Source organism: Streptococcus pseudopneumoniae (assembly GCF_001074975.1).
GTDB lineage: Bacteria > Bacillota > Bacilli > Lactobacillales > Streptococcaceae > Streptococcus > Streptococcus pseudopneumoniae_D.
On record NZ_JUUO01000139.1, the window covers coordinates 1 to 13,816 of the forward strand.

General features: G+C 42.4%; 13 protein-coding genes. 12 read left to right on the top strand and 1 reads right to left on the bottom strand.

Annotation, left to right across the window (positions count from 1 at the left end; translation table 11 throughout):
* The coding region (locus ADI86_RS10225) for an ISL3 family transposase (protein WP_049532923.1) at positions 1 to 994 on the top strand (994 nt) is incomplete at its 5' end.
* Between the two features lie 97 nt (positions 995 to 1,091).
* On the opposite strand, the gene ADI86_RS10230 is transcribed toward ADI86_RS10225, so the two are convergent.
* Positions 1,092 to 3,209, bottom strand: coding sequence for an LTA synthase family protein (locus ADI86_RS10230; RefSeq protein WP_049532948.1), 2,118 nt, complete (start codon positions 3,207 to 3,209; stop codon positions 1,092 to 1,094).
* A gap of 149 nt (positions 3,210 to 3,358) precedes the next feature.
* Here ADI86_RS10230 and ADI86_RS10235 point away from each other — a divergent pair, with 149 nt between their 5' ends.
* The 11 genes from ADI86_RS10235 (at position 3,359) to ADI86_RS10285 (ending at position 13,745) form a co-directional block, all read left to right on the top strand.
* Positions 3,359 to 4,522 (top strand): class I SAM-dependent rRNA methyltransferase, encoded by a 1,164-nt coding sequence (locus tag ADI86_RS10235; RefSeq protein WP_049532924.1) that lies wholly within the window; start codon positions 3,359 to 3,361, stop codon positions 4,520 to 4,522.
* Positions 4,519 to 5,196, top strand: coding sequence for a type I 3-dehydroquinate dehydratase (gene aroD, locus ADI86_RS10240; protein ID WP_049532925.1), 678 nt, complete (start codon positions 4,519 to 4,521; stop codon positions 5,194 to 5,196). Before ADI86_RS10235 ends, aroD begins: the two co-directional genes overlap by 4 nt.
* Positions 5,186 to 6,040: a shikimate dehydrogenase gene (locus tag ADI86_RS10245; protein WP_049532926.1), complete on the top strand. Its 855-nt coding sequence runs from the start codon at positions 5,186 to 5,188 to the stop codon at positions 6,038 to 6,040. The genes aroD and ADI86_RS10245 overlap by 11 nt, the downstream gene beginning before the upstream one ends.
* 18 nt (positions 6,041 to 6,058) lie before the next feature.
* Positions 6,059 to 7,126, top strand: coding sequence for a 3-dehydroquinate synthase (aroB, locus tag ADI86_RS10250; protein ID WP_049532927.1), 1,068 nt, complete (start codon positions 6,059 to 6,061; stop codon positions 7,124 to 7,126).
* A 9-nt stretch (positions 7,127 to 7,135) separates the two neighbouring features.
* Positions 7,136 to 8,302, top strand: a complete 1,167-nt coding sequence (aroC, locus tag ADI86_RS10255) for a chorismate synthase (protein ID WP_049532928.1) — start codon at positions 7,136 to 7,138, stop codon at positions 8,300 to 8,302.
* Between the two features lie 9 nt (positions 8,303 to 8,311).
* Positions 8,312 to 9,415 carry a prephenate dehydrogenase gene (locus tag ADI86_RS10260; protein WP_049532929.1) on the top strand — a complete coding sequence of 368 codons (1,104 nt, stop codon included), beginning with the start codon at positions 8,312 to 8,314 and terminating at the stop codon, positions 9,413 to 9,415.
* Positions 9,416 to 9,425: 10 nt separating this feature from the next.
* Positions 9,426 to 9,764: a YlbF/YmcA family competence regulator gene (locus ADI86_RS10265; protein WP_049532930.1), complete on the top strand. Its 339-nt coding sequence runs from the start codon at positions 9,426 to 9,428 to the stop codon at positions 9,762 to 9,764.
* Between the two features lie 91 nt (positions 9,765 to 9,855).
* Positions 9,856 to 11,139 (top strand): 3-phosphoshikimate 1-carboxyvinyltransferase, encoded by a 1,284-nt coding sequence (gene aroA / locus ADI86_RS10270; protein ID WP_049532931.1) that lies wholly within the window; start codon positions 9,856 to 9,858, stop codon positions 11,137 to 11,139.
* Entirely contained in the window at positions 11,132 to 11,608 is a 477-nt protein-coding gene (locus ADI86_RS10275) for a shikimate kinase (protein ID WP_049532932.1), read from the top strand. The genes aroA and ADI86_RS10275 overlap by 8 nt, the downstream gene beginning before the upstream one ends.
* Positions 11,605 to 12,453, top strand: coding sequence for a prephenate dehydratase (pheA, locus tag ADI86_RS10280; RefSeq protein ID WP_049532933.1), 849 nt, complete (start codon positions 11,605 to 11,607; stop codon positions 12,451 to 12,453). Before ADI86_RS10275 ends, pheA begins: the two co-directional genes overlap by 4 nt.
* Entirely contained in the window at positions 12,450 to 13,745 is a 1,296-nt protein-coding gene (locus ADI86_RS10285) for an LCP family protein (protein ID WP_049532934.1), read from the top strand. The genes pheA and ADI86_RS10285 overlap by 4 nt, the downstream gene beginning before the upstream one ends.
* Positions 13,746 to 13,816: the final 71 nt, after the last annotated feature.

The window sequence follows — 13,816 nt, forward strand, 5'->3', positions numbered from 1 at the left end:
GGCTGTCGCTGAGACTCCTCTAGTAAAGAAAAATCACCAAATCCCTCGTATCATCAACCAAAAGATTGCTCAAAAGTTGATTGAAAAAACTTCTATGACCGCCATTGCCCATCAGCTGGCCATTTCAACTTCAACTGTTATTCGCAAGCTCAATGATTTTCACTTTGAGCATGATTTTTCTCGTCTGCCAAAGACTATGTCCTGGGACGAATATGCCTTCACTAAGGGGAAGATGAGCTTTATTGCTCAAGATTTTGATAATCTCAATATCATCACTGTTCTTGAGGGAAGAACACAAGCTGTCATCCGAAATCACTTTCTTCGCTACGATAGAGCCGTTCGATGTCAGGTGAAAATGATTACTATGGATATGTTTAGTCCTTATTATGACTTGGCTAAACAGCTTTTTCCGAATGCTAAAATCGTTCTAGATCGTTTCCATATTGTACAACATCTAAGCCGTGCTATGAGTCGTGTGCGTGTCCAAATCATGCATCAGTTTGAACGAAAATCCCATGAATACAAGGCTATCAAGCGCTACTGGAAACTCATTCAACAAGATAGTCGGAAACTCAGCGATAAACGTTTTTATCGCCCTACTTTTCGCATGCACTTAACCAATAAAGAAATCTTAGATAAGCTTTTGAGCTATTCAGAAGACTTGAAACACCACTATAATCTCTATCAACTCTTGCTTTTTCACTTTCAACATAAGAAACCTGACAAATTTTTCGGACTCATCGAGGACAATCTGAAGCAGGTTCATCCTCTTTTTCAGACTGTCTTTAAAACATTTTTGAAAGATAAAGAGAAGATTGTCAATGCACTTCAGTTACCCTATTCCAACGCCAAATTAGAAGCGACCAATAATCTCATCAAACTTATCAAGCGCAATGCTTTTGGTTTTCGGAACTTTGAAAACTTCAAAAAACGGATTTTTATCGCTCTGAACATCAAAAAAGAAAGGACTAAATTTGTCCTTTCTCGAGATTAGCTTTTTTTCAACCCACTACAGTTGACAAAGAGCCGATTTTAGCACATCTGATATTATGCGTTTTTCTGATTTTAAATGCTTTTTGCGCAGCCACCTTTTATTGTGATTTTGATTCAGTTTCTGCAGACTTGGGATGGAGTTCTTGGTAACTTGGCGCCTTGAAAAGGTCAGTACTGGTTTTACCTTGTCTTTGGCTAAAGAGACTAGTTGATTGACTAGCTTTTTCTTGTTCAATCTTTTGCAGAATTGGTAAGGAATTGAGGTAAGAAATACTTTCAGTATCAACTGTTCCAAGATGATCTGCTTGGTAGAAACGTATCAAATCACCAGTTTGAATCTGGTCGCTGATTTTCAGTTGTTGGCTAGTTGCCTGACGAACGCTTTCCAGTTCAGTTTGAGCTTGTTCATAAAGATTGCTGATTTCAAAACCACTTTCAGTATAATAAGTTCGTCCGTCATAACTGGTGTATTTAGGTGTGACGAAGGAATTGGCAGTCCGAAAGGCCACGATTTCTTGATGATCTGGAGACAGAAGGTCTTGTCCTACTTGAAGGAAGGAACTGGACTCAATACCAAGGAGGTGTTCGAGAGTCGGTAAGATATCGATTTGTCCACCGTAGGTATTGATGATTTGCCCTTTTTCATAGCCAGGCATGACTATCATAAAAGGCACCCGTTGCAACATGGCATTGTCGTAATTCGACCAGTTCTCAGAAGTCTTGCCAATCAAGGGTGCTAGGTCAGGATTGCGAGAGTTGGAAATGCCATAATGGTCTCCGTAGATGACGATGATGGAATTTTCATAGAGGCCACTTTCTTTGAGATAGTCAAAGAAGGCCTTGATAGCACTGTCCAGATAGTTGGCTGTTTGGAAGTAGCCATTGATCGTTTCATCTTTGGTTTTGGCCAAGGGGAAACCAAGCTCATCGCCCGTCAGATTGCTAGCATAGGGATAGTGATTGGACACCGTGATATACTTGGCATAAAAAGGCTGCTGCAAGTGCTCTAGATATTGGATAGAATCTTTCATCATGATTTTATCATTTAAACCATATTGGAAAGAATTGCTACTGTCTTGCTTGGTGAAGTAGGAAGCATCAAAGAAGTATTGGTAGCCCCACTGCTTGTAAGTTGTATTTCGATTCCAGAAGGTCCCGATATTACCGTGAAAGACTGCACTTGATTGGTAGCCATTTTTTGATAGGATAAAAGGTGCTGCTTGCTGGGTATTGGTACCTCCATAGTTGACCATGAAAGAACCTTGGTCAAGTCCAAACAAACCGGTCTCCAGCATGGTTTCCGCATCTGAGGTTTTACCAGCCTTAACTTGGTTAAAGATATTCGAAAAGCCTAGGGTTGATTGCGAATGGTAGAGGGAATTTAGGAAGGGAGTGACTTCATGCTCAGTTCCATCTATGTTGAGTTTATAGTCAAGCAGGAATTGCTGGAAACTCTCCAAGTGGAGATAAATCACATTTTTCCCTTTGGCTAAACCAAAATAGTCTGGATTGGGCTTAGCAGAATGTTCTTGAATATAGTCTGTAATAGGTTGAAGGTCAGTCTCAGAAGCCTTAGCACGTTCTTTGTTGGCGCTGTAGGATTGGTTGGCACTATAACCTAAAAAGGCTGGCAAACTGAGGGCACGGACAATATAATAATTGGAAAATCCTCGCGATAGGAGATCGGGACGCTCAATTTCAGCCAAGAAAAGATTAGCAGAAAAGAGCAGGGCTGAGAGAGCAGTGATAGCAACACTGGAGCGGAATTTGAAAGGTCTTCTATCCAGTTGGATGCATTTTTTATAGAGAAGATAAGCCAACAGTGGGAAATCCATAAAATAGATGAAATCCCAAAGACGCAGTAACTCTAGTTCCGCAGTCCCAACAGATACCTTGCTGACCACTTTCATGGTATTAGCCGTGATAAAGTCACTAAATTCTCGATAGTAAAAGACATTGGAATAGAGCCAAATGAATAAAAGGCTATAGATAGCTATGCTAAGACTGTAAAAGACCTTGGTTGAGCGAGCATAGAGGGCTAGAGCCAGCAGGAGGAGTCCCAAAGGAAGGGGATTGAAAAAGGCGATAAAGGCAAGGTAATTTCCCTGCAGTTTGCCCAATTGAATATCTAAATTAAAGTCAACGATATAGGCTAATAAGGTTTTAACCCAATAGAGGATTAAAAGGGTTAGGACAAAACCCAGTCTGGTACCCATGGCTTTTTGGATTTTGTTAAAATTGATTCTCACACAATTACTTCCTAAGTTTTTATTAGTATTAGTATACCATTTTTTAAAACTAGAGTAAAAAAGCAAGGGTAGTTTCTTTTTTGAGAATTGTCATAAAATTTGCTATAATAGGGACTATGAATAAAATAAGAGTCAGCAAGCGGGTTGAAAAGAAGCTCGCTAAAGGGCTAGTTTTACTAGAAGCTAGCGATCTTGAGAATATCGATCTCAAGGATCAGGAAGTAGAAGTCCATAGTCAAGATGGAAACTTTATTGGGACTGCCTACCTTTCTCAGCAAAACAAGGGTTTGGGCTGGTTTGTTAGCACAGACAAGGTGACTTTCAATCAAGCTTTCTTTGAAACGCTGTTTAGAAAAGCCAAAGAAAAGAGAAAAGCCTACTATCAAGATGATTTAACAACTGCCTTTCGTCTCTTTAACCAAGAGGGAGATGGCTTTGGGGGTCTGACAGTGGATCTTTATGGTGATTATGCCGTCTTTTCTTGGTATAACTCTTATGTTTATCAGATTCGCAAGGTTATCTCGGAAGCCTTTAGACAGGTTTTTCCTGAGGTTTTAGGAGCCTATGAGAAGATTCGATTTAAGGGATTGGACTATGAATCTTCCCATGTTTTTGGTCAAGAAGCACCTGACTTTTTCACTGTTCTGGAAAATGGTGTCCTTTATCAAGTCTTCATGAATGATGGCTTGATGACAGGGATTTTTCTAGACCAGCATGAGGTTCGTGGGAGCTTGGTTGACGGCTTGGCCATGGGTAAATCCTTGCTCAACATGTTTTCCTATACAGCAGCCTTTTCAGTAGCTGCAGCCATGGGAGGAGCTAGCCAGACAACTTCTGTTGATTTAGCCAAACGTTCACGAGAATTATCTCAAGCGCATTTTCAGGCCAATGGAATCAGCACAGACGACCATCGTTTTATAGTCATGGATGTCTTTGAATATTTCAAGTATGCTAAGCGAAAAGGCTTGACCTATGATGTGATTGTCCTAGATCCGCCTAGCTTTGCTCGGAACAAAAAACAAACATTTTCTGTGGCCAAGGACTATCACAAGTTGATTTCCCAGAGTCTTGAGATTTTAAATGCGGGAGGAATTATCATTGCCAGTACCAATGCTGCCAATGTTTCCCGCCAGAAATTTACAGAACAAATTGATAAAGGCTTTGCAGGAAGAAGTTACCAGATTTTAAACAAATACGGTCTTCCAGCAGATTTCGCCTATAATAAAAAAGATGAAAGTAGTAATTACCTCAAGGTGATTAGTATGAAGGTTAGTAAATGAAATTAATCGTTTCAGTAATGCCAAGAAGTTTAGAGGAAGCTCAGGCTCTGGATGCCACGAGGTATCTGGATGCCGACATCATTGAATGGCGTGCCGACTATCTGCCTAAGGAAGCGATTTTGCAAGTAGCTCCAGCTATTTTTGAAAAATTCGCAGGCCGTGAGTTGGTTTTCACGATGAGAACTCGCTCTGAAGGGGGAGAAATCGACCTTTCTCCAGAAGAATATATCCATCTAATCAAGGAAGTAGCGCAACTCTATCAACCAGACTATATTGATTTTGAGTACTATAGCTACAAGGATGTTTTTGAGGAAATGCTGGATTTTCCGAATCTCATTTTGAGTTACCATAATTTCCAAGAAACACCTGAAAACATGATGGAAATCTTGTCAGAGTTGACGAGCTTAAATCCAAAACTTGTTAAGGTTGCGGTGATGGCTCACACGGAGCAGGATGTGCTAGACTTGATGAACTATACACGAGGTTTTAAAACCCTCAATCCTGAGCAGGAGTATGTGACCATTTCTATGGGCAAGGTGGGTAAGGTTTCTCGTATCACTGCGGATGTGACTGGTTCTAGCTGGTCTTTTGCTAGTCTAGATGAGGCCAGTGCCTCAGGTCAGATTTCTCTAGCCAACATGAAAAAAATTCGGGAGATTTTGGATGAAGCTTAATGGCTATACACGTTTAGCTGCCGTTGTTGCCAATCCTATTAAGCATTCTATTTCCCCCTTTATTCACAATAGGGCCTTTGAGGTGACAGCTACAAATGGTGCTTATGTGGCTTGGGAGATTGAAGTGGGTGACTTGGCAGAAACGGTTGCCAATATTCGTCGCTACCAGATGTTTGGAATTAACCTTTCTATGCCCTATAAGGAGCAAGTGATTCCTTATTTGGATGGACTGAGCGATGAAGCGCGCTTAATTGGTGCGGTCAATACGGTTGTCAATGAGAATGGCAATTTAATCGGATATAATACAGATGGCAAGGGATTTTTTAAGAGCTTGCCTTCTTTTACAATTTCAGGTAAGAAGATGACCCTGCTGGGTGCAGGTGGTGCGGCTAAATCCATTCTGGCACAAGCTATTTTGGATGGCGTCAGTCAGATTTCGCTCTTTGTTCGTTCAGTTTCTATGGAAAAAACAAGACCTTACCTGACCAAGTTACAGGAGCAGACAGGCTTTAAAGTGGACTTGTATGCTTTAGAAGATGTTCCTGAACTGCAAGCAAGGATTGCTGAGTCGGATTTACTTGTTAATGCCACCAGTGTAGGGATGGATGGTCAATCCTCTCCAGTTCCAGAAAGCATAGTCTTACCAGAAACTCTCTTAGTAGCAGATATCATTTACCAACCCTTTGAAACACCATTTTTGAAATGGGCTAGAAGTCAGGGCAATCCAGCGGTCAATGGTCTGGGAATGTTGCTCTATCAAGCTGCAGAAGCTTTTCAACTGTGGACAGGCAAGGAAATGCCAACAGAAGAAATTTGGCAGTCTTTAACAGAAAAATACCAATAAAGAAAGGGAGATTCTCCTATGAAAATCAGAATCGATATTCCGCATCATCCTTATGATATTCAGATTGAAAAAGGTTGTCTGGCTCAGGCTGGTCAGTGGTTGCGAGAACTCTGGCAACCGCAAAAGGTAGTCATTGTGACAGATAACCATGTAGCTTCTCTTTATGCAGAGAAGGTTAAGCTCAGCCTAGAAGATGCTGGTTTTCAGGTAGCGGTATTTGACTTTTTGGAAGGGGAAGAAAGAAAGAATTTAACTACTGTCCAGAAAGTCTATGAATTTTTAGTCAAGCAAGATCTGACTCGTAGCGATGGAATCGTGGCTCTTGGTGGTGGTGTCGTTGGGGACCTGGCTGGTTTCGTAGCCTCTACCTATATGCGGGGTATTCATTTTGTTCAGATTCCGACTAGTTTGACAGCCCAAGTGGATTCTTCTATCGGTGGAAAGACGGGTGTTAACACTCCATTTGCCAAGAATATGGTAGGGACCTTTGCCCAACCAGATGGGGTTCTGATTGACCCACTTGTTCTTGAAACGCTTGGAAAAAGAGAGTTGATTGAAGGGATGGGTGAAGTTATCAAGTATGGCTTGATTGAGGATCCAGAACTATGGACTCTCTTGACGGAGCTGGATGGTTCTGTAGAGAGCATACTGGAATATGCAGAGACCTTGATTGAACATTCTTGTCAGGTCAAGCGCAAGATGGTGGTTGAGGATGAGTTGGACAATGGTGTTCGCCTTTACCTCAATTTTGGCCACACTATTGGTCATGCTATTGAAGCGACTGCTGGTTATGGTAAGGTCATGCATGGAGAGGCTGTAGCCATGGGAATGGTGCAGATTTCCAAAGTTGCTGAGGGAAAAGGCCTCATGCCAGCTGGCATTACCCAGTCCATTACAACTATGTGTCAGAAATTTGGCTTACCTGTTGATTATGAAAACTGGGATGTAGATAAGCTTTATCAAGCTTTGACTCATGATAAGAAGGCGCGTGGCAATACCTTGAAATTGGTCTTGGTGCCAGAGCTCGGTTCTGCAACCATCCACCCAGTTTCTCTGGAAGAGATGAAAGACTACTTGGTAAAATAAGGAGAACGTATGAGATATTTAACTGCAGGAGAATCACACGGTCCCCGTCTGACGGCTATCATTGAAGGAATTCCAGCAGGACTTCCTTTGACAGCAGAGGACATCAATGAGGATTTGAAACGTCGTCAGGGTGGATACGGCCGCGGTGGTCGTATGAAGATTGAGAGTGACCAGGTTGTCTTTACTTCGGGCGTTCGTCACGGGAAGACGACTGGGGCTCCTATTACCATGGATGTTATCAATAAGGACCACCAAAAATGGCTGGATATCATGTCTGCAGAGGACATTGAAGACCGCCTTAAAAGCAAACGAAAAATCACTCATCCACGTCCAGGTCATGCCGACTTGGTTGGGGGCATCAAGTACCGTTTTGATGATTTGAGAAATTCCTTGGAGCGCTCATCTGCTCGTGAAACCACCATGCGGGTGGCAGTTGGGGCAGTAGCTAAACGCCTCTTGGCTGAGCTGGATATGGAAATTGCCAATCATGTCGTAGTCTTCGGTGGCAAGGAAATCGATGTTCCTGAGAATCTCACAGTTGCTGAGATTAAGGAAAGAGCTGCCCAGTCTGAAGTTTCTATTGTCAACCAAGAAAGAGAACAGGAAATCAAGGACTACATTGACCAAATCAAACGTGACGGTGATACCATCGGTGGGGTTGTGGAGACAGTCGTTGGAGGTGTTCCAGTTGGTCTTGGTTCCTATGTCCAATGGGACAGAAAATTGGATGCAAGATTGGCCCAATCTGTTGTCTCTATCAATGCCTTTAAGGGGGTAGAATTTGGTCTTGGATTTAAGGCTGGTTACCGTAAGGGCAGTCAGGTCATGGATGAAATTCTCTGGTCTAAAGAAGACGGCTATACTCGCCGTACTAACAATCTTGGCGGCTTTGAAGGTGGTATGACCAATGGGCAACCGATCGTTGTTCGTGGCGTCATGAAACCCATTCCTACTCTTTATAAACCTCTTATGAGTGTGGATATCGAAACCCATGAACCTTACAAGGCAACTGTGGAAAGAAGTGATCCGACCGCCCTTCCAGCTGCAGGAGTGGTCATGGAAGCCGTTGTGGCAACGGTTCTGGCACAAGAAATCCTAGAAAAATTCTCATCAGACAATCTAGAGGAATTAAAAGAAGCGGTAGCCCAACACCGAGACTATACAAAGAACTATTAAGGAGTTCCTATGGCAAAAACAATCTATATCGCAGGTCTTGGTTTGATTGGTGCCTCGATGGCACTTGGTATCAAACGCGATCATCCAGATTATGAAATTTTAGGTTATAATCGCAGTCAAGCTTCGAGAGATATTGCCTTGAAAGAAGGCATGATTGACCGTGCAACAGATGATTTTGCTAGTTTTGCTCCTTTGGCAGATATCATCATTCTCAGCTTGCCAATAAAGCAAACCATTTCCTTTATTAAGGAGTTGGCCAACTTGGGCTTGAAAGAAGGTGTCATTATTTCAGATGCTGGTTCGACCAAGTCAGCTATTGTAGATGCAGCGGAGCAGTATTTAGCTGGTAAGCCTGTTCGCTTTGTCGGGGCTCATCCCATGGCTGGTAGTCACAAGACAGGAGCTGCTTCTGCGGATGTCAATCTTTTTGAAAATGCCTATTATATCTTCACACCTTCTAGCTTGACAAATCATGATACGCTTGAGGAAATGAAGAACTTGCTTTCAGGTCTTCATGCTCGTTTTATCGAGATTGATGCCAAGGAGCATGACCGTGTCACTTCTCAGATTAGCCATTTTCCTCATATTCTGGCTTCTAGTCTCATGGAGCAGACCGCGGTCTATGCTCAAGAACATGAGATGGCAAGGCGCTTTGCGGCAGGTGGTTTTCGAGATATGACCCGAATTGCGGAAAGCGAACCAGGTATGTGGACCTCCATTCTCTTGTCCAATCGTGAAACAATTTTAGATAGAATTGAGGATTTCAAGGAGCGTTTGGACGAGATTGGACAAGCTATCAGTAAGGGTGATGAAAACCAAATCTGGAACTTTTTCAACCAAGCGCGTGCACAACGTCAGGCCATGGAAATTCATAAGCGTGGTGGTGTGGATAGCTCTTATGACCTCTATGTCGATGTTCCCGATGAAGAAGATGTCATCCTGCGGATTTTGGAACTGCTACGTGGAACTTCCTTGGTCAATATTCATATCAACGAGGAAAACCGTGAAGATATTCACGGGATCCTACAAATTTCATTTAAAAATGCTCAAGACTTGGAAAGAGCGGAGCATCTAATAACAGAAAATACCGACTACACAGTCGTCATAAAATAAGGAGAAAATTATGTCAAATATTTACGATAGTGCAAACGACCTCAGTCGTGGTCTACGCGAATTACCAGAATACAAGGCTGTCAAAGCAGCTAAAGATGCGATTGCAGCAGATGCTGAGGCAAGCAAAATCTTTACAGAATATGTTGCCTTTCAAGAGGAAATTCAAAAACTGGCACAGACAGGTCAAATGCCAGACGCTTCCTTCCAAGCTAAGATGGAAAACTTTGGCAAGCAGATTCAGGGAAATAACCTATTGTCAGAATTCTTTACCAAGCAACAACAATTGGCAATTTACCTTTCTGACATTGAAAAAATTGTTTTCGAACCAGTTTCAGAATTGCTAAAATAAGAAAATAACAATTCTAAAGTCAGGAATTTTTAAGGAATTTCTGGCTTTTTATGATAAAATAAGTAAAAGTATTGCAAGTATGAGGTCCAGTATGAAACTAAAAACAAACATTAGCCACTTACACGGCAGTATACGAGTTCCAGGTGACAAATCTATCAGTCACCGTTCCATTATCTTTGGAAGCTTGGCTGAGGGTGAGACCAAGGTTTATGATATATTACGTGGCGAAGACGTCCTTTCGACCATGCAAGTCTTTCGTGATCTTGGTGTTGAAATTGAGGATAAAGATGGGGTTATTACCATTCAAGGTGTAGGCATGGATGGCTTAAAAGCGCCACAAAATGCCCTTGATATGGGAAATTCGGGCACCTCGATTCGCCTGATTTCAGGTGTCCTTGCCGGTGCAGACTTTGAAGTTGAAATGTTCGGAGATGATAGTCTCTCCAAACGTCCTATGGATCGTGTGACTATTCCGTTGAAAAAAATGGGAGTCAGCATTTCAGGGCAAACTGAGCGAGACTTGCCTCCCCTTCACTTAAAAGGAACGAAAAACCTAACCCCTATTCAGTATGAGTTGCCAATTGCCTCAGCCCAAGTCAAGTCAGCCTTGATGTTTGCAGCCTTACAAGCTAAGGGGAAGTCAGTTATTATCGAAAAAGAGTGCACGCGTAATCATACTGAAGATATGTTGCAACAATTTGGTTGTCATTTAAGTGTGGAGGGCAAGAAAATCACAGTCCAAGGACCGCAAAAATTGACAGGACAAAAGGTGGTTGTTCCAGGAGATATTTCTAGTGCAGCCTTTTGGCTGGTCGCAGGTTTGATTGTTCCAAATTCTCGTCTAGTGCTGAAAAATGTTGGTATTAATGAAACGCGTACAGGTATTATCGATGTCATTCGTGCCATGGGTGGAAAACTAGACATAACTGAAATTGATCCAGTCGCTAAATCTGCAACCTTGACTGTTGAGTCTTCTGACTTGAAAGGAACAGAGATTGGCGGTGCCTTGATTCCACGCCTGATTGATGAATTGCCAATTATCGCCCTACTTGCGACCCAAGCACAAGGTGTAACGATTATTAAGGATGCTGAGGAACTTAAGGTCAAGGAAACAGACCGCATTCAGGTTGTGGCAGACGCTTTAAATAGCATGGGTGCGGATATCACACCTACAGCAGATGGAATGATTATCAAAGGAAAATCAGCCCTTCACGGTGCTAGGGTCAATACTTTTGGTGACCACCGTATTGGTATGATGACGACCATTGCAGCCCTCTTGGTTGCAGATGGAGAAGTGGATCTTGACCGTGCAGAAGCCATCAATACCAGTTATCCTAGCTTCTTTGATGATTTGGAGAACCTGATTCATGGCTAAGGTATTACTCGGATTTATGGGGGCTGGCAAATCCACCATCGCTAGAGGCTTGGATCCAGACTACCTTGATATGGATGCCTTGATTGAGAAACGCCTAGGCATGTCTATCGCGGATTTTTTCGCTGAAAAGGGAGAAGAAGCCTTTCGTCAGTTAGAGTCAGAAGTCCTAGCTGATTTACTACAAAGAGATCAAGTTGTCTCAACTGGTGGAGGAGTAGTCGTTTCTCAGAAAAATCGCGACTTACTCAAAACCAATTCTGATAATATCTACCTGAAAGCCGATTTTGAAACCCTCTACCACCGTATCGCAGCTGATAAGGACAATCAGCGCCCTCTTTTTCTAAATAATAGCAAGGAAGAACTAGCAGCTATTTTCCAAGAAAGACAGGCTTGGTATGAGGAAGTGGCTAGTCTGATTTTGGATGTGACCAAGTTAAGCCCAGAGGAAATTATAGAGGAACTGAGATGAAAATTGCTTATCTAGGTCCCAAGGGATCATTTTCACACCACGTTGTGCAGACAGCTTTTCCTCATGAGGAATTGCAGGCCTTTGCCAACATTACAGATGTCATCAAGGCCTATGAGCAAGGCTTGGTGGACTATTCTGTGGTGCCAGTTGAAAATTCTATCGAAGGTAGTGTTCATGAAACCTTGGACTACCTTTTTCATCAGGCTCGCATCCAAGCAGTGGCAGAAATCGTTCAGCCTATTCATCAGCAGTTGATGGTGGTTCCAGGCCATACTAAGATTGAAAAGATTTTTTCACATCCACAGGCCTTGGCTCAAGGAAAGAAATTCATCGATGAACAGTATCCAGAGGCCCAAATCGAGGTAACAGCTAGTACAGCTTATGCGGCCCGTTTTATTTCCGAACATCCAGACCAGCCCTTTGCAGCAATTGCGCCTAGAAGTTCTGCTGAAGAATATGGCTTAGAATTAATTGCTGAGGATATTCAGGAAATGGAAGCCAATTTCACACGATTCTGGGTTCTGGGAGCTGAAGGTGCAGCTATTCCCTTGCAAGCACAAACTGAAAAAATGAGTTTGGCCTTGACCTTACCTGACAACCTTCCAGGTGCACTCTACAAGGCCCTGTCGACCTTTGCTTGGAGAGGAATTGACCTGACAAAAATTGAAAGTCGGCCACTCAAGACAGCACTGGGAGAATACTTTTTCATTATCGATGTGGACTATGCTGATAAGGACTTGGTCCACTTTGCCCAAAAAGAATTAGAAGCCATAGGAATCCAGTATAAGGTTCTGGGTGCCTATCCTATTTATCCAATATCAGACCATGGAAAGGAGAGAAGATGAGTAAAGAAAATCCCTTAAGCCATCACGAGCAGTTGCGTTATGACTATCTTTTTAAGAATATTCATTACCTCAATGAGCGAGAAAAAAAAGAGTTTGCTTACTTGCAAGACAAATTAAATAGGGCAAGTAGTGACGCTCCCTCAGAAAGTCAGGAATTGACAGAAGATTATAGAAAGACAAGTACTAACACTTCGATTCCTTCTTATAATAGCCGTAGTCGTTCTGAGAGATACCAGAAAATCAATTCTCTTCCAAAGAAAAAAACTAAAAAGCGGAAGCTACGATGGGGCCGTATTTTCGCAGGTTTACTGGCTATCTTAGCTTGTCTGGCATTGGGTATGATTTTTATGTTCTTGAAAGGTTATACCAATGCTAATCCAGATAAAATTGCCAATGCCAGGGCAGCTCAAGTAGAAGTTTTTAATGGTCAAGATACCAGAGATGGAGTTAATATCTTGATCATGGGTACTGATGGGCGAATCGGCCAGAACAGTGCTGAGACGCGGACGGACTCTATTATGGTATTAAATGTTGGCGGCTCGGATAAGAAAATTAAGCTGGTCAGCTTCATGCGTGACAATTTGGTTTATATAGACGGTTATAGCCAAGTCATTAACGGTAGAAAACAGACGGATAACAAGTTAAACGTAGCCTATGAGTTAGGAGAACAAGAGGGGCAAAAAGGGGCAGAAATGGTTCGTCAAGTTTTGAAAGATAATTTTGATTTGGACATTAAGTACTATGCCTTGGTCGATTTTCAGGCCTTTGCTACAGCGATTGACACACTTTTCCCTGATGGGGTGACAATTGATGCTCAATTTTCAACATTGAATGGGCGCCAACTAACAGAAGCTACAGTAGGAGATGATTTACACGCTACTGAGACTGAGTCTCCAACCCAAACCATCAAAGTCGGAAAACAGCAGATGAATGGCTCGACCTTGCTAAATTATGCTCGTTTCCGTGATGATGATGAGGCGGATTACGGCCGTACCAAAAGACAGCAACAAGTACTGACAGCAGTTCTTCAGCAAATCAAAGATCCAACCAAGCTCTTTACAGGCTCAGAGGCACTTGGCAAGGTATTCGCAATGACCTCAACGAATGTTCCTTATACCTTCCTGTTAACAAATGGCTTGTCTTTCCTAGACGGAGCTCAAAATGGCATTGAAAAATTGACGATTCCAGAACTGGGTGACTGGGTAGATGCCTATGATGTTTATGGAGGCTTGGGCTTGCTTGTCGATCAAAACAAATATCAGAATAAATTGTCTCAGATGGGTTTGAGATAAGATAAGACAGAAGAATCAAAGTTTGATAGCTATTTGGATAGCAGTCAGGCTTTGATTTTTTACAGTCTTCA